Genomic DNA, 16,868 nt, shown 5'->3' with positions numbered 1-16,868 from the left:
TTTTAACATTTGCACCAGAAGGATCAGGCAATGGCAATCGATAAACGTGCGGGGCAGCCTGCGCAACAGAGTGATTTGATTAACGTCGCCCAACTGACTGCTCAGTACTACGTGCTGAAGCCTGAAGTCGGTAATGCGGAGCATGCGGTAAAATTCGGCACCTCTGGCCATCGCGGTAGCGCGGCGCGCCACAACTTCAACGAACCGCATATCCTGGCCATCGCCCAGGCCATTGCGGAAGATCGTGCGAAAAACGGGATCACCGGTCCGTGCTATGTCGGCAAAGATACCCACGCCCTCTCCGAGCCGGCGTTTATTTCGGTGCTGGAAGTGTTAACCGCCAACGGCGTCGACGTGATCGTGCAGGAAAACAACGGCTTCACCCCGACGCCGGCGGTCTCCAACGCGATTCTGGTGCATAACAAAAAAGGCGGTCCGCTGGCGGACGGCATTGTGATCACCCCGTCACACAACCCGCCGGAAGATGGTGGTATCAAGTACAATCCGCCAAACGGCGGCCCGGCTGATACCAACGTCACCAAAGTGGTGGAAAACCGCGCCAACGAACTGCTGGCCGCGGGCCTGCAGGGCGTGAAACGCATTTCTCTGGACGCGGCGCTGGCTTCTGGCCACGTTAAAGAACAGGATCTGGTGCAGCCGTTCATTGAGGGGCTGGCGGATATCGTCGATATGGCCGCAATCCAGAAAGCCGGCCTGACGCTGGGCGTCGATCCGCTGGGCGGGTCCGGTATCGAATACTGGAAGCGCATTGGCGAGCACTACAAGCTCAATCTGACCATTGTTAACGATCAGGTGGATCAGACCTTCCGCTTTATGCACCTCGATAAAGACGGCGCCATCCGCATGGATTGCTCCTCAGAGTGTGCGATGGCCGGCCTGCTGGCGCTGCGCGATAAGTTCGATCTGGCGTTTGCTAACGACCCGGATTACGACCGCCACGGGATTGTCACCCCGGCGGGGTTGATGAACCCGAACCACTACCTGGCGGTAGCGATCAACTACCTGTTCCAGCATCGTCCGCAGTGGGGCAAAGAGGTGGCGGTGGGTAAAACGCTGGTCTCCTCCGCGATGATTGACCGCGTGGTGAACGATCTGGGCCGCAAGCTGGTGGAAGTGCCGGTGGGCTTTAAGTGGTTTGTCGACGGCCTGTTCGATGGCAGCTTCGGCTTCGGCGGCGAAGAGAGCGCCGGGGCCTCCTTCCTGCGCTTCGACGGCACGCCGTGGTCCACCGATAAAGACGGCATCATCATGTGCCTGCTGGCGGCGGAAATCACCGCGGTGACCGGGAAAAACCCGCAGGAGCATTACAACGAACTGGCGGAACGCTTCGGTGCGCCGAGCTATAACCGTCTGCAGGCTTCCGCGACCTCCGCGCAGAAAGCGGCGCTGTCCAAGCTCTCTCCGGAAATGGTCAGCGCTGACACCCTGGCGGGGGATCCGATCACTGCCCGTCTGACCGCGGCGCCGGGCAACGGGGCGGCGATTGGCGGCCTCAAGGTGATGACCGACAACGGCTGGTTCGCGGCGCGTCCGTCAGGCACCGAAGACGCCTACAAGATCTACTGCGAAAGCTTCCTCGGCGAAGAGCATCGCAAGCTGATTGAAAAAGAAGCGGTAGAGATTGTCAGCGAAGTGCTGAAGAACGCTTAACGACGCACTACCATCAGGCCCCTTGCGGGCCTGATTTTTTTCGCAAGGATAGCGATGAAAATACAACGGAAGTCTCTGTTTTTGTTCTGGGCGTGGATGGATCTCTTTTTCGTCCTGCAATTCTTATGGTGGAATATTGCCCACCGCCGCCTCCCTTTTTACGACGATCTGCTGGCTTATCTCCAGCTGCTGCACACCTGGGGCTCCGCGGCGGTCTGGCTGTACCCGCTGAATGTTCTGCTGATTATCAGCATCCCGCTATCGATGATCTTTTTTTTCCGCCAGAGCCGCTATGCGCTGTGGCTGGCCTGGGGGCAGGCGCCGCTCAGGCTGCTGTTCATGCAGCCTTCGCTATTGCTGGGCCTGTGGCTGATTCAGGCTGCCGGCGTCCGGCATGTAGCGATCCTGGCAGGCTTTCTGCTGCTCTCTGAAGGGCTGAAAATCGCCAGCCTCTGGTACTGCAGAGGCGGGATTCAGGGCATAAAGCGATAGCCAATCCCGGTTTCGGTCAGCAAATGCTGCGGCCGTGCCGGATCGGCCTCCAGCTTTTGTCGCAGATGACCCATATAGATCCGCAGATAGTGGCTGTGCTCCACGGCGTTAGGCCCCCACACCTGATTCAGCAGCTGGCGCTGGGTAAGCACTTTGCCGGGATTATTCAACAGCGCCGCCAGCAGGCGAAACTCGATAGGCGTCAGGTGGATCTCTTCGCTGCCGCGCAGGATGCGGCGGGCGGGGATATTGACCTCCAGGTCAGCGAAGCGCACCACCGGCTCATCGGCCTGCGCCGCGCCGTGGCGACGCAGCGCGACGCGCAGGCGGGCCTGCAGCTCGCCGATGCCAAAGGGTTTACTTAAGTAGTCATCGGCGCCGGCATCCAGGGCGGCAATTTTGTCATGCTCTTCGCTACGCGCTGACAGGACGATAATCGGCATCTGGCTCCACTGACGCAGGTCGCGAATAAAATCAATGCCGTCACCATCCGGCAGGCCGAGATCGAGGATCGCGAGGTCGGGCTTACGGGTGGCGGCTTCAATCAGCCCACGCTGCAGGGTTTCCGCTTCAAATACGCGCATGCCGTCGGCTTCCAGCGCGGTGCGGAGAAAGCGTCGGATAGCGTGTTCGTCTTCGATAATCAGAACGTTAATCACAATTCCTCAGGTAGCTCTTCCAGTTCAGGGGGCGTTTCTCCCGGCAGTGTAACACGGAATGAGGCGCCGCCCTCGGGCCGGTTGCTGGCGGAGATGGTCCCGCCGTGGACGTCGACGATGGCCTGACAGATGGCAAGGCCCAGCCCGACGCCAGGGATCGCCGACTCTTTGTTGCCGCGGGCGAATTTATCAAAGATAGTCTGCTCCTGGCCTGCCGGGATCCCAGGACCGTTATCCCATACCTCCAGCGACAGCTGCCGGGCGTCCGCCTCGGCGCGGATGCCGATGCTCGCCCGGGCGCCGGCATACTTATGGGCATTTTCCAGCAGGTTGATCAGCACCCGCTCGAACAGCGGTCCGTCGACATGCACCAGCTGGAGGGGATCGGGTAAATCCAGCTGAATATGCTGGCCGCCGAGGCTTGGCTCGAGCATGCGCAGCGCGCTGCCGACCACTTCCTCCAGCGTCAGCCACTCCTTATGCAGATTAAAGCCGCCGGACTGGATCCGCGCCATATCCAACAGGTTGTTCACCAGCCGGGTGGTGTTGAGCACATGCTGGCGGATTTCGTTGGCCTGCGGGGCATGTTTTGAACCTTCGCTGGCCAGATCGAGGGTCAGAATTTCCGCCTGGCCAAACAGCACGGTCAGCGGAGTACGCAGATCGTGCGACAGGGCGGCGAGCAGCGAGTTACGCAGGCTTTCCCGCTCGCTGGTCAGCCGGGCCTGCTCTTCGCTGGCGGTCAGGGTGAGGCGCTCCAGGGCGCTGGCCACCAGCAGAGTAAAGGTCTCCAGCAGCCGCTGCTGCTCCGGGATCATCAATTGGCGCAGATTCTCCGGTTCCACCACCAGTAGTCCCCAGGTGCGGGCGGCGCTCTTCAGGGGCAAGATCTGATACGGCACGCCGGGCAGGGTATCGGTGCCGGCGCCGGCAGGTTGGCCCTTATCAAAGCTCCAGCGGGCGATGGCATCATCCCACGGGGTCAGCCCTGGCTGGTGGGTTAAGGGCAGCAGTTTTCCCTGGGCGTCCGGGAGCAGCAGCTGGCTGCGGGCCTGAAAGGTGGAGGCGATAAATCGCTCGCTGGTGGTGGCGATATCCTGCTGGCTGCGACCCACCGCCAGTGCTTTAGACATCTCATACAGATGGCGGGTACGGCGTTCACGGTAGCGCGCCACCCGCGCCTGGTAGCGCACGCCGGCGGTGAGGTTGCCGATAAGCAGGCCCACGGTGAGCATCACGCCGAAGGTGAGCAGATACTGGACATCCGACACCGCCAGCGTCCCGCGCGGGGCGACAAAAAAGAGATCGAAGCTGATGACGTTGATCACCGTCGCCAGCACCGACGGCCAGCGGCCATAGACCAGGGCGATGATCACCACCCCCAGCAGATAGAGCATCACCAGGTTGGCGGCTTCGAAAGCCATCAACCACTGCATGGCCACCAGGGTAATGATGGCGCATAGCGCCACCGCCACCGCGCAGCCCTGCAGCTGCAGGCGCCATTTCTCCAGCGCCGGACGGCTGTCGCTGGCGCGTGCGGCAAGGGGGAAGGGTTTCTCATCGAGGGCGATCACCACCAGATCGAGGTCCGGCGCATGGCGAGCCAGACGATCGGCGAAGCCGCTGCGATCCCACCAGCGGCGCTTGCTTTGGCGGCCAATGACGATTTTGCCGAGGTTATGTTCGCGGGCGTAATGGAGGACCGCTTTCTCTTCCGACGGGTCGGAGAGGGTGGCGGTTTCGGCCCCCAGCTCCTGGGCCAGACGCAGCGCGGCGAGAATAGCCCGCCGCCGGCCTTCCGGTAGCCGGTGCAGGGAAGGGGTCTCGACATACACCGCATGCCAGACGCTGCCCAGGCGGGCGGCGAGCCGGGCGGCGGCGCGCACCAGCTTTTCGCTGCCGGTATTGTGCCCGATACAGAGCAGGATCGCATCGCGGGTGTGCCAGACTTTCTCCTGGCCCTGGCGGTCGCGCCAGGCGCGCATCTGCTCATCGACGCGGTCGGCGGTGCGGCGCAGGGCCAGCTCGCGCAGCGCAATCAGATTGCCCTTGCGGAAAAAGTTTTCGATAGCGCGCTCGGCCTGGCCGCCGATGTAGACTTTGCCCTCATTGAGCCGCTGGCGCAGATCGTCAGGGGGGAGGTCCACCAGCACCACGTCGTCCGCGGCGTCAAAGAAGGGATCGGGAACCGTTTCCCGCACCTGCACGCCGGTGATCCCGCTGACGACGTCATTCAGACTTTCCAGATGCTGGACGTTAACGGTAGTGAAAACATCTATCCCGGCCTCCAGCAGTTCATCCACATCCTGCCAGCGCTTTGGATGGCGGGAGCCTGGCGCATTGCTGTGCGCCAGCTCATCCACCAGAATCAACGCCGGACGGCGGGCGAGGGCGGCGTCGAGATCGAACTCATAGACGTACCGCCCGCGATGGGCAAGCCGCCGCGGCGGCAGAGTGCTCAGGCCCTGCAGCATCGCGGCGGTCTCTTTACGGCCGTGGGTCTCCGCCACGCCAATCAGAATATCCAGCCCCTGGGCGCGCAGCCGCTGCGCTTCCGCCAGCATCGCCCAGGTTTTCCCCACCCCGGCGCAGGCGCCAAAGAACACTTTCAGTTTGCCGCGATGCGGGGCGGCGGTGTGCTGCAGCAGGCGGTCAGGGTCCGGGCGCAGCGGCTCGTCACTCATTTACTTATCCTTCAGGGCATCCAGCGCCATATTGAGTTGCAGTATATTGACCACCGGCTGGCCAAGGAAGCTCAGCAGCGGGGTTTGTGTGGCCTGATTCACCAACTGGGTTACCTGCTCAACGCTCAGCTGGCGCGCTTGAGCCACCCGGGGCACCTGCCACAGCGCGGCGGCCGGAGTCAGGTTGTTATCGAGACCGCTCGCCGAGGTGGTGACCAGTTCGACCGGCACCCGCGGGTCGGCGTCCGGGTTGGCGGCGCGCAGGGCCTGCACGCGCTCGCTCACCGCTTTATCCAGCGCCGGGTTGCTGGCGGCGAGGTTGCTGCCGCCAGAGGCCATGGGATTATCCGCCGTCTCCGCGGTGGCCGACGGGCGGCCCTGAAAATAGCCTGCGGCGGTGAAGTTCTGGCCAATCAGCGCCGAGCCGCGCACTTCACCGTTCAGGCGGATCAGCGAGCCGTTGGCCTGTGAGTTAAACCACCATTGTCCCAGGCTGGTGGTAAGCAGAGGATAGACGCCGCCGGTGAGCAGCGTTAACAGAATAAATAGCACAAGTGCCGGACGAATCAATGACATAGTTTGTTCCTCACACCAGACCGCTCAGGGTCAGCAGCAGGTCGATGGCTTTAATACCGATAAAGGGCACCAGCAGACCGCCGAGGCCGTAGATCCACAGGTTGCGGCGCAGCATCGCCGAGGCGGAGAGCGGGCGATAGCTGACGCCTTTCAGGGCCAGCGGGATCAGAAAGACGATGATCAGCGCGTTGAAGATAACGGCGCTGAGGATCGCCGATGAGGGCGAATGCAGGCCCATCACGTTCAGCATGGCCAGCTGAGGATAGACCGCGGCAAACGCCGCCGGAATAATGGCGAAATATTTCGCCACGTCGTTGGCAATACTGAAGGTGGTCAGCGAACCGCGCGTCATTAACATCTGTTTGCCGATATGGACCACCTCAATCAGCTTGGTGGGGTTGGAATCCAGGTCGACCATGTTGCCCGCTTCCTTCGCCGCCTGGGTGCCGGAGTTCATGGCCACCGCCACGTCGGCCTGAGCCAGCGCGGGCGCGTCGTTGGTGCCGTCGCCGGTCATCGCCACCAGCCGACCTTCCGACTGGTACTGGCGGATCAGCGCCAGCTTGGCTTCCGGCGTCGCTTCGGCGAGGAAATCATCGACGCCGGCCTCGGCGGCGATCGCCGCGGCGGTCAGGCGGTTATCGCCGGTGATCATCACCGTTTTAATGCCCATTTTGCGCAGCTGGGCGAAACGTTCTTTGATGCCGCCTTTGACGATATCTTTGAGCGCAATAATCCCCAGCACCTTTTCGCCTTCGGCGACCACCAGCGGCGTGGCCCCCTGGCGAGCGACCTCTTCCACCTGTTTATCGACATCGGCAGGGAAGTGGCCGCCGTTGGCCTCCACGTGGCGGCGAATGGCGTCCACCGACCCTTTGCGGATCATGCGCTGATCGATATTGATGCCGCTCATCCTCGTTTGCGCGGTAAAGGGGACAAAGGTGGCGTGCAGCGACTGCAGATCGCGTTCGCGCAGGTTAAAGCGCTGTTTCGCCAGCACCACGATGCTGCGCCCCTCAGGGGTTTCATCCGCCAGCGAGGAGAGCTGGGCGGCGTCGGCGAGGGTTCGCTCTTCCACGCCGCGAGCCGGCAGGAAGGCGGAGGCCTGGCGGTTGCCGAGAGTAATAGTCCCGGTTTTATCCAGCAGCAGAACATCGACGTCGCCAGCGGCTTCCACCGCGCGGCCGCTGGTGGCGATCACGTTGGCGCCGAGCATACGACTCATCCCGGCGACGCCGATGGCCGACAGCAGCCCTCCGATGGTGGTCGGGATCAGGCACACCAGCAGGGCGACCAGTACGGTAACGCTGACCGCATTGCCGCTCCACGCCGAGAAGGGCCAAATGGTGGCGGTGGCCAGCAGGAACACCAGCGTCAGGGCGATCAGCAGGATCGTCAGGGCGATCTCGTTCGGCGTTTTACGGCGCTGGGCGCCTTCCACCATGGCGATCATCCGGTCGAGGAAGGTTTCTCCCGGGTTCACGCTGCAGCGGATCACCAGCCAGTCGGAGAGAATGCGTGTCCCGCCGGTCACCGAGGCAAAATCGCCACCGGATTCACGGATCACCGGGGCAGACTCGCCGGTAATGGCGCTTTCGTCCACCGAGGCGCCGCCTTCGATGACTTCGCCATCGCAGGGGATAATATCCCCGGCTTCCACCAGTACCACGTCGCCTTTGCGCAGGTCTTCCGCCGGCACGTGATCGACCGGCGCGTCATGCTGCGGGGTGCGCAGTTTGCGGGCGAAGGCCGTTTTTTTCACCCCTTTCAGGCTGTTGGCCTGGGCTTTGCTGCGGCCTTCCGCCATCGCTTCGGCAAAGTTGGCGAACAGCACGGTAAACCACAGCCAGATACTGACGGCGGCGGTAAAGGTGGCGCTACCGGTCAGGGCGCCGCCAGCCATGGCGATCGCCAGCAGGGTGGTTAACAGACTGCCCACCCAGACGATAAACATCACCGGATTGCGCCATTGCACCATCGGGCTGAGTTTTTTCACGGCATCCAGCAGCGCCTGGCGCACCAGCGTCGGCTCCAGCAGGGCTAATTGTTTGCGACTCATAACAGGGTGCTCCGCATCGCTCAAAGTAAGGAAAAGTGTTCAGCCAGCGGGCCAAGCGCCAGCGCAGGAATAAAGGTCAGGGCGCCCACCAGCAGCACGGTGCCGATCAGTAAACCGATAAACAGGGCGTCGTGGGTGGCCAGGGTGCCGGGGCTGGCCGGTTGAATTTTCTTCGCCACCAGCGAGCCGGCGATGGCCATCACCGGAATGATGACGGCGAAGCGGCCGACCAGCATGCAGAACGCCAGCAGCAGGTTCCAGAACGGCGTCGCCGCACCCAGGCCAGCGAAGGCGCTACCGTTGTTATTGGCCGCCGAGGTGACGGCGTACAGCACTTCGCTAAAGCCGTGCGGTCCAGGGTTGAACATCCCGGCGCGGCCGGCGTCGGTCATCATCGCCAGCGCCGTGCCGAGCAACACCAGCGTCGGGGTGACCAGAATGGCGAGGGCGATCATTTTCATTTCCCGGACATCGATTTTCTTCCCGAGGTACTCCGGGGTGCGGCCGACCATCAGCCCGGCGATAAATACCGCCAGCATAACGAACAGCAGCATGCCGTACAGGCCCGAGCCGACGCCGCCGAATACCACTTCGCCAATCTGCATCAGCCACATCGGCACCATGCCGCCCAGCGCGGTGAAGGAGTCATGCATGGCATTGACCGCGCCGCAGGAGGCGGCGGTGGTGATCACCGCGAACAGACTGCTGGCGAGAATACCGAAGCGACTCTCTTTTCCTTCCATATTCAGGCTGCTGTCGGCACCCAGCGTCAGCAGATGCGGATTGCCGCGGGTCTCCGCCCACATCACCACGGCGACGCAGAGGATAAAGATCAGCGTCATTGCCCACAGGATGGCGCGTCCCTGACGCCGATCGCTTACCACCTCGCCGAAGGCGAAGCACAGCGCCGCCGGGATCAGGAAGATCGCCAGCATCTGCACGAGATTGGTCAGCGCGGTCGGGTTTTCAAACGGATGGGCGGAGTTGGCATTGAAGAAACCGCCGCCGTTAGTGCCCAGCAGCTTAATCGCTTCCTGTGAGGCGACAGGCCCCATCGGCAGCAGCTGGTGCACCCCTTCGAGGGTGGTAAAGGGCTGGTAGGCCTGCAGATTCTGCGGCACGCCCTGCTGAATAAAGAACAGGGCCACCAGCAGAGAGAGCGGCAGCAGCAGCCACAGGGTAATGCGCGTCAGATCGACCCAGGCATTGCCGAGGGTCGACATTTTCTGCCGGGCGAAGGCGCGGGTCAGGGCGAAGACCACGGCGATGCCGGTGGCGGCGGAGAGGAAATTCTGCACCGTCAGGCCGACCATCTGGCTGAGATAACTCATGGTGCTTTCGCCGGCGTAAGCCTGCCAGTTGGTATTGCTGACAAAGCTGATCGCGGTATTGAGCGCCAGATCCCATGACAGCCCCGGCAGGTGCTGCGGGTTAAACGGCAGCACGCCCTGGAGCATCAGCAGGGCAAACAGCGCCAGGCCGCCGAGGGCGTTAAACAGCAGGATCGCCAGCAAATACTGCAGCCAGCCCATCTCCTCGGCGCGGATCCCGGCCACGCGCCACAGGACGCGCTCGACGCCGGCCAGGCCGGGAAGCGGGATATCGTTCACCATTCTCGCCAGACACATCCCCAGCGGGCGCGCCAGCACCAGCAATACCAGCAGATAGCTGGCTAATAATAAAAATCCCTGGGCAGCCATCAGAATGCCTCCGCATGTATCAAGGCATAAACCAGATAAGCCAGTAACAGGAACACCAGCCCAACGCCAGTGAGTACGCCTGCAGTCACAATCCACCTCCGGGTGTGTTTTCGATTTACCTGGAGGATAGAAATTACGGCGCAAAGATTTCGCAAAAATCCGCGGGTGCGGTGTAAAAAAAGTATAAAAATGACAAAGGCACAAATTAACTGATGGTTAGTATTAATTTAACTTTTTCGTAACTAATTTACGTGGCGAATGTAAATTAAGTATAAATACGTGCTTTTTAGTGGTCGGATGAGTAGTAAAATTACAAGCAGAGCGGTATTATTTTGCTCAGACAAACATGATTAATTTTACCGGCGCTGCTTGCCGGCCTGACAAAGGGGAGAGAAATGATGGCGTTGTACAAAGCTTATCCTGCTCATATTATTTTGCTGCGTCGTGCTTTCGCCGTCGTGGCTGGTGTCGCAGCGCTGCCGGTGATGCTGTTCTGGAAAGATCGCGCCCGCTACTACAGCTGGCTGCACCGGGTGTGGTCGAAAACCAGCGAGCAGCCGGTGTGGATGGCGCAGGCGGAGAAAGCCGCTCACGATTTCTATTAATCCTCCTGCTGCGAAGAAAATAACAAGACCGCCAGGTTGCCCCGGCGGTTTTTTTTCGCCGCTTGTCTACACTCGTTTTTATGCGCCGCCTTGGAATTGGCAGGTGCGTATTTTGCCGGAGCGCGCTATTTTTGCCGGCTTAGATCATAAGATGAGTATTGCTGACGGATAATAAGGAGTGATATGGCCACCCATCTGGTCTGGTTACGCACGGATTTACGCATTCACGATAACCTGGCGCTGGCTGCCGCCTGCCGCGATCCGCAGGCGCAGGTGCTGGCGCTGTATATCGCCACCCCGGGGCAGTGGCGTGAACATCACCTGGCGCCACGGCAGGCCGCTTTTATCGCCAGCCATTTACAGAGTCTGCATGCCGCGCTGGCGGAACGGGGCATACCGCTGTGGGTAGAAGAGGCGGACGATTTTACCGCCAGCGTCGAACGGCTGGCCGATTTTTGCCAGCAGCATCAGGTCAGTCACCTGTTCTACAACTATCAGTACGAATTCAATGAACGCCAGCGCGATGCCGCCGTTGAGAACACCTTGTGCGACGTGATTTGCCAGGGCTTTGACGACAGCGTCCTGTTGCCCCCCGGCAGCGTACTGACCGGTGGCGGCGAAATGTATAAAGTCTTCACCCCGTTTAAAAATGCGTTTATTCGCCGTCTGCGGGACGGGCTGCCGGCGTGCGTGGCGGCCCCGAAGCCGCGCCAGGCGCCTGCCCGCCAGGCGCCGCCGCTGCCTGAGCTTAACTACCCGCAAACGCCGTTTGACGGGCTGCTGTTTGCCGCGGATGAAAAAACGGCGCTGGCGCGTCTGCGCGCGTTTTGTCAGCAAGCGGCGGCGGATTACGAGGGGCAGCGCGACTTCCCGGCCGTGGAAGGGACCAGTCGCCTGTCGCCCTGCCTGGCCATCGGCGTGCTGTCCCCCCGCCAGTGCCTGCATCGTCTGCTGACGGAACATCCCGCCGCGCTGGACGGCGGAGCCGGCGCCACCTGGCTTAACGAGCTGATCTGGCGCGAGTTTTACCGCCATCTGATGGTCTACTATCCGAAGCTCTGTAAAGGGCGGCCATTTACTGCCTGGACAGATAAGGTCGCCTGGCGCGCAGAGGAGGCCTCCCTACAGGCCTGGCAGCGCGGGGAGACCGGTTTTCCGATTGTTGATGCCGCCATGCGCCAGCTTAACGCCACCGGCTGGATGCATAACCGGTTGCGCATGATTGTAGCCAGCTTCCTGACCAAAGATTTGCGCCTCGACTGGCGGGCGGGCGAGCGCTATTTCATGAGCCAGCTGATTGATGGCGACCTGGCGGCGAATAACGGCGGCTGGCAGTGGGCGGCTTCAACGGGCACCGACGCCGCGCCCTATTTCCGCATATTTAATCCCACCACCCAGGGCGAAAAGTTTGATAAACAGGGGGTGTTTATACGTCGCTGGCTGCCGGAGCTGGCAAAGGTGCCGGAGAAGGCCCTGCATCAGCCGTGGGCGTGGGCGGATAAACAAGGGATCACGCTGGATTATTCGCGCCCGATAGTTGATCACAAGCAGGCGCGGCAGGAGACGCTGGCGGCCTGGGAGGCCGCCAGAAAAGGAATTACTCCACCGCCAGACGGCGGGTCCTGACTTTCAGCGAATGATACAGCCAGATGACCAGCACCACGCCGACGCAGGCCAGCGCGCCCCAGGTGATCTGGCTGAAGACGGTAATGTAGGCGTCAATGGAGTAGTTCACCGCTCCGGCGGCGTCGAATGACGCCTGCGAGGTCTGGTCGGCGATAACGCCGGCCAGATAGTTGGCGATGGCCCCTGAGAGCAGCATATAAATACCGGTCAGCACCCCAGTGACACCCGGGATCTCAATGCGGGTGATCTGCGACATCGCGACCGGGTCGATAAACAGTTCGGCAAAGCCCATCACCGCCAGACCCAGCACCATCAGCGGCATGGACGACTGACCATAGGCCGCCGACCAGCGGGCGCTGAGGGTCAAAATGCAGAACCCGGCGCTCATCAGGCCCAGACCGAGGGCAAATTTCCCCCAGATGCGCACGGTGCGATTGCCGTTCACGCTCTCTTTCACCAGCCACGCCAGCACCATCCCGCAGAGCATCACCGCGAAGGCGTTGATTGACTGGAACATAGCGGTAGGGACTTCGTAGCTCATGATATGGCGGTTAACGAAGCGGTCAATATACAGGCTGATGGAGCTCCCGCCCTGTTGGGCGAAGGCCCAGAACAGCAGGCTGAAGGCGGTCAGGACGACGATCAGGCGCAGATCCTTGCGCTGTTTATCGGTTTCGGCGCGCAGGTAGATCCGCGCCAGTACCGCGAGGCCAATGGCCGTGGCCACGATCAGGGCATACACCGACCACTCCTGCCAGAACAGTACCGCAATCAGCAGCGGGGCGGTAACCAGCAACACCAGCAGCCAGCCCCAGTTTGGCAGCAGGAAGCGGCGCGCGCACAGCGCCTGGCGGTTGACGCCAGCGGTATGCTGGAAATGACGGTTGCCGCAGAGGAAAATCACCAGCCCCGCGACCATGCCGATGGCCGCCAGGGCAAAGCCCATCGCCCAGCTATACTCCTCCTGTACGTAGCCGCAGGCGATCGGCGCGATAATCGAGCCGATATTGCCGGCGGCATACATCAGCGAAAAGCCGCCATCGCGACGCGGATCGGCGGGTTCGTACAGCTCGCCCAGCAGACAGCTGACGTTGGATTTAAACAACCCGTAGCCGCAGACGATGATCGCCAGCGACAGGTACAGGAAAAGCGGAGCGGTTTCGCTGGCCCCGAGCACCAGATGGCCAATGGCCATCAGCAGCGCGCCGAGCATGACCGCCATCCGGTTGCCTAACAGCTTATCGGCCAGATAGCCGCCGAGGATCGGCGTCACATAGACCAGCGAACAGTAGGCGCTGAACAGGGCGTAGGCATGGTTATCGTCATATTTGAGCTGATTGGTGAGATAGAGGATCAGCAGGGCGCGCATGCCGTAAAAGCTAAAGTACTCCCAGATTTGCAGCGCCACGACGTAGTAGATCGCCCGCGGCTGCGATGATGTTGTCTGCATATGACGTGTGTTTCCTGGCGTAAAGCGAAAGTCGATCGTTCTGCATGAATAGCGATTTATCAGTCATATTCATGGCTTGAGGGGCTTTCTGATTATTTAATATGCTTTATTAGTGCATAAATATACACTAATGCGCGGCGGGATGAATAGACAAATTGCGGGATTCGTTAAAAAGTCATGGTCAGTGACGGTAGCGGACTATCGACGACCCGAATGGATATGGTTATGTTATGCCTTTGTATAACCTGATTATCTGCTGGAGTGGCGATGAAAAATAGCGAACTGGAACAACTGATTAACGACAAGCTCAATAGTGCGGCCATCAGTGACTTCGCCCCTAACGGTCTGCAGGTGGAAGGACGCGAAACGGTGCACAAGATCGTCACCGGAGTGACGGCCTGCCAGGCGCTGCTGGATGAGGCCGTCCGTCTGCAGGCGGATGCGGTGATTGTTCATCACGGCTATTTCTGGAAAAACGAATTGCCAGTGATCCGCGGCATGAAGCGCCGTCGCCTGAAAACCCTGCTGGCCAACGATATCAATCTCTACGGTTGGCACCTGCCGCTGGATGCCCATCCGGAGCTGGGCAATAACGCGCAGCTGGCGCATCTGCTGGGGATTAACGTGCTCGGCGAAATCGAACCGCTGGTGCCGTGGGGCGAGCTGTCGATGCCGGTTTCCGGCCTCGAACTGGCCTCGTGGATCGAAGCGCGGCTGGGGCGCAAGCCGCTGTGGTGCGGCGATACCGGGCCGGACACCGTCAGCCGCGTCGCCTGGTGTACCGGCGGCGGCCAGAGCTTTATCGACGCCGCGGCGCGCTTTGGCGTGGACGCCTTTATCACCGGCGAAGTGTCGGAACAAACTATTCACTCTGCCCGCGAGCAGGGCCTGCATTTTTATGCCGCCGGCCACCACGCCACCGAGCGTGGCGGCATTCGCGCCCTCAGCGAATGGCTGACGGAAACGACCGATCTGGATGTTACCTTTATTGATATTCCTAACCCTGCCTGACGGGAGAGAAGAAAGTGCAGCGAGCGCGTTGTTATCTGTTAGGTGAAACGGCGGTGGTCCTGGAGCTTGAGCCTCCGGTGACCCTGGAGAGCCAAAAACGTATCTGGGGACTGACGCAGCGGTTGACCGATCGCGAAGAGGTGGTTGAAGTGATCCCGGGGATGAACAACATCACCGTTGTGCTGCGTCGTCCGCAGGAGATGGCGTGGGAGGCGATTGACAAGCTGCAGCGCTGGTGGGAAGAGAGCGATGCGCTGGAGCCGGAATACCGTGAGATAAGTATCCCGGTTATCTACGGCGGCGAGGCGGGACCAGATCTTGGCGACGTCGCGCGCCATAGCGGGTTGAGCGAAAAGCAGGTGGTTGAACTGCACTCTTCGGTGGAGTACATGGTGTGGTTTCTGGGTTTCCAGCCGGGGTTTCCGTACTTTGGCGGCCTGCCGGAGCAGCTGGCGATGCCGCGTCGCGCCGAGCCGCGCGTACTGGTACCGGCGGGATCCGTCGGCATCGGCGGATCGCAAACCGGTATTTATCCGCTGGCGACGCCGGGCGGCTGGCAGCTGCTGGGGCGCACGCCGCTGGCATTATTCGATCCAAAACGTGAAGAGCCGGTGCTGCTGCGTTCCGGCGATCGCGTGCGCTTTGTGCCGCAGAAGGAGGGGGTATGTTGAAATTTATCCGCGCCGGCATGTATACCTCGGTACAGGATGGCGGCCGGGAAGGCCAGCGCCAGTGGGGGATTAGCCGCTGCGGCGCGCTGGATAAACCGGCGATGACCATTGCCAATCTGCTGGTGGGCAATGCGCCGGAGGCGGCGGCGCTGGAAATTACGCTGGGTCAGGTCGATGTGCAGTTTACCCGCCACTGCTGGTTCGCGTTGACCGGCGCCGCCTGTGAAGCGACGCTCGACGGCGCGCCGGTCTGGTTGGGCTGGCGAATGGAGGCGAAGGCCGGGCAGCGGCTGGTGCTGAAAAATCCTCAGCATGGGATCCGCAGCTATCTGGCGGTCGCGGGCGGTATTGATGTCCCTGAAGTTTTAGGTTCCCGCTCTACCGATCTGAAAGTCGGTATCGGCGGAATCGAAGGGCGCCGGTTGCAGGATGGCGATCAAGTGAAGATTGGGAAATCGTCCCGCCGCTTTAGCGCCTCGCGCGGCGTTAAACAGCTGCCGATAGGCAATATTATTCGCGCGCTGCCGGGGCCGGAGTATCACGAATTCGACAGCGTGTCGCAGGAGTCTTTCTGGCGCTCGCCGTGGAAGCTGAGTCCGCAAAGCAACCGTATGGGCTACCGCCTGCAGGGGCAGCCGCTCAGGCGCACAACCGACCGGGAAATGCTCTCTCATGGCCTGCTGCCCGGCGTGGTACAGGTACCGCATAACGGCCAGCCGATTGTGTTGATGAACGATGCGCAAACCACCGGCGGCTATCCGCGTATAGCCTGCATTATTGAAGCCGATATGTACCAACTGGCGCAAATTCCGCTAGGTCAGCCGATCCATTTCGTCCCCTGTTCGCTGGAGGAAGCGCTAAAAGCGCGCGCCGACCAGCAGCGCTACCTTGAACAACTGGCCTGGAGATTAAGCGATGAAAATTGATTTAAATGCCGACCTCGGCGAAGGCTGCGCCAGCGATAGCGCGCTGCTGCAGCTGGTCTCTTCCGCCAATATCGCCTGCGGCTTTCACGCCGGCGATGCGGTTCTCATGCAGCAATGCGTGCGCGAGGCGCTGAAAAACGGCGTCGCTATCGGCGCACACCCGAGCTTCCCGGACCGGGAAAATTTCGGTCGAACCGCGATGCAGTTACCGCCAGAGACGGTCTACGCCCAGGTGCTGTACCAAATTGGCGCGCTGGCGGCAATCGTACACGCCCAGGGGGGCGAGCTGCGGCACGTCAAACCGCATGGCATGTTGTACAACCAGGCGGCGAAAGAGCCGCCTTTGGCCGACGCTATCGCCCGTGCGGTGCGCGATGCCGACGCCGACCTGGTGCTGGTTGGGCTGGCGGGCAGCGAGCTTATCCGCGCCGGACAGCATTATCAGTTGACGACGCGCCAGGAAGTCTTCGCCGATCGCGGCTATCTGGCCGACGGCAGCCTGGTGCCGCGTAGCCAACCGGGCGCGCTGATTGAGAGCGAAGAGCAGGCGCTGGCGCAAACGCTGGAAATGGTGCAGCACAACCGGGTGCGCAGCCTGAGCGGCGAATGGGCGCATGTAAAGGCGGAAACGGTCTGCCTGCATGGCGATGGCGCTCACGCGCTCGATTTCGCCCGACGCTTGCGCGCCGCGTTTGCCGGGCGGAATATCGACGTCAGCGCGGACCTCGAGTAATAGTC

15 protein-coding genes are annotated in these 16,868 nt (G+C 61.3%); 8 read left to right on the top strand and 7 right to left on the bottom strand.

Annotated elements, in window-relative coordinates; all coding sequences use genetic code 11:
* Positions 1–30 precede the first annotated feature (30 nt).
* Positions 31–1,671: a phosphoglucomutase (alpha-D-glucose-1,6-bisphosphate-dependent) gene (gene pgm / locus KB892_RS18095; RefSeq protein ID WP_002894773.1), complete on the top strand. Its 1,641-nt coding sequence runs from the start codon at positions 31–33 to the stop codon at positions 1,669–1,671.
* Positions 1,672–1,725: 54 nt separating this feature from the next.
* Positions 1,726–2,163, top strand: a complete 438-nt coding sequence (locus KB892_RS18090; protein ID WP_004152228.1) for an arginine:ornithine antiporter — start codon at positions 1,726–1,728, stop codon at positions 2,161–2,163.
* Here KB892_RS18090 and kdpE read toward each other — a convergent pair.
* Genes kdpE through kdpF form a run of 6 tightly spaced genes read right to left on the bottom strand, consistent with a single transcriptional unit; the run spans position 2,145 to position 9,930 of the window.
* Entirely contained in the window at positions 2,145–2,822 is a 678-nt protein-coding gene (kdpE, locus tag KB892_RS18085; RefSeq protein WP_002894776.1) for a two-component system response regulator KdpE, read from the bottom strand. The two genes, KB892_RS18090 and kdpE, sit on opposite strands and share 19 nt — an antisense overlap.
* Complete coding sequence (gene kdpD / locus KB892_RS18080) at positions 2,819–5,506, bottom strand: two-component system sensor histidine kinase KdpD (RefSeq protein ID WP_004142255.1); 2,688 nt, start codon at positions 5,504–5,506, stop codon at positions 2,819–2,821. The genes kdpE and kdpD overlap by 4 nt, the downstream gene beginning before the upstream one ends.
* On the bottom strand, positions 5,507–6,082 hold the full coding sequence (gene kdpC, locus KB892_RS18075; RefSeq protein WP_004142248.1) for a potassium-transporting ATPase subunit KdpC: 576 nt from the start codon (positions 6,080–6,082) through the stop codon (positions 5,507–5,509).
* Positions 6,083–6,092: 10 nt separating this feature from the next.
* Positions 6,093–8,141, bottom strand: coding sequence for a potassium-transporting ATPase subunit KdpB (kdpB, locus tag KB892_RS18070; protein ID WP_004152227.1), 2,049 nt, complete (start codon positions 8,139–8,141; stop codon positions 6,093–6,095).
* 20 nt (positions 8,142–8,161) lie between these two features.
* Complete coding sequence (gene kdpA, locus KB892_RS18065) at positions 8,162–9,841, bottom strand: potassium-transporting ATPase subunit KdpA (RefSeq protein ID WP_004152226.1); 1,680 nt, start codon at positions 9,839–9,841, stop codon at positions 8,162–8,164.
* Complete coding sequence (gene kdpF / locus KB892_RS18060; protein WP_020323459.1) at positions 9,841–9,930, bottom strand: K(+)-transporting ATPase subunit F; 90 nt, start codon at positions 9,928–9,930, stop codon at positions 9,841–9,843. Before kdpF ends, kdpA begins: the two co-directional genes overlap by 1 nt.
* A gap of 306 nt (positions 9,931–10,236) precedes the next feature.
* Here kdpF and KB892_RS18055 point away from each other — a divergent pair, with 306 nt between their 5' ends.
* Positions 10,237–10,446: a DUF2517 family protein gene (locus KB892_RS18055; RefSeq protein ID WP_004142243.1), complete on the top strand. Its 210-nt coding sequence runs from the start codon at positions 10,237–10,239 to the stop codon at positions 10,444–10,446.
* A 183-nt stretch (positions 10,447–10,629) separates the two neighbouring features.
* Positions 10,630–12,072, top strand: a complete 1,443-nt coding sequence (gene phrB, locus KB892_RS18050; RefSeq protein ID WP_004152225.1) for a deoxyribodipyrimidine photo-lyase — start codon at positions 10,630–10,632, stop codon at positions 12,070–12,072.
* Here phrB and dtpD read toward each other — a convergent pair.
* Positions 12,044–13,522 (bottom strand): dipeptide permease DtpD, encoded by a 1,479-nt coding sequence (gene dtpD, locus KB892_RS18045; protein WP_004199663.1) that lies wholly within the window; start codon positions 13,520–13,522, stop codon positions 12,044–12,046. The genes phrB and dtpD overlap by 29 nt on opposite strands.
* Before the next feature lie 267 nt (positions 13,523–13,789).
* Between dtpD and KB892_RS18040 the strand changes: the two genes are divergently transcribed.
* From KB892_RS18040 to pxpA, 4 genes are read left to right on the top strand one after another with little or no spacing between them, the layout of a single operon-like run.
* Positions 13,790–14,533 (top strand): type 2 GTP cyclohydrolase I, encoded by a 744-nt coding sequence (locus KB892_RS18040; RefSeq protein ID WP_002894919.1) that lies wholly within the window; start codon positions 13,790–13,792, stop codon positions 14,531–14,533.
* Positions 14,534–14,547: 14 nt separating this feature from the next.
* A complete protein-coding gene (pxpB, locus tag KB892_RS18035) occupies positions 14,548–15,204 on the top strand; it encodes a 5-oxoprolinase subunit PxpB (protein WP_002894921.1) in 657 nt (218 codons plus the stop codon).
* The gene (gene pxpC, locus KB892_RS18030) at positions 15,198–16,130 is read left to right on the top strand and encodes a 5-oxoprolinase subunit PxpC (RefSeq protein ID WP_002894923.1); all 933 of its coding nucleotides are present in this window, start codon (positions 15,198–15,200) and stop codon (positions 16,128–16,130) included. The genes pxpB and pxpC overlap by 7 nt, the downstream gene beginning before the upstream one ends.
* A complete protein-coding gene (gene pxpA / locus KB892_RS18025; RefSeq protein ID WP_002894926.1) occupies positions 16,120–16,863 on the top strand; it encodes a 5-oxoprolinase subunit PxpA in 744 nt (247 codons plus the stop codon). The genes pxpC and pxpA overlap by 11 nt, the downstream gene beginning before the upstream one ends.
* Positions 16,864–16,868 lie beyond the last annotated feature (5 nt).

The organism is Klebsiella sp. P1927, from assembly GCF_018204675.1.
GTDB lineage: Bacteria > Pseudomonadota > Gammaproteobacteria > Enterobacterales > Enterobacteriaceae > Klebsiella > Klebsiella pneumoniae.
This window is presented reverse-complemented; position numbering and strand designations above follow the sequence as displayed.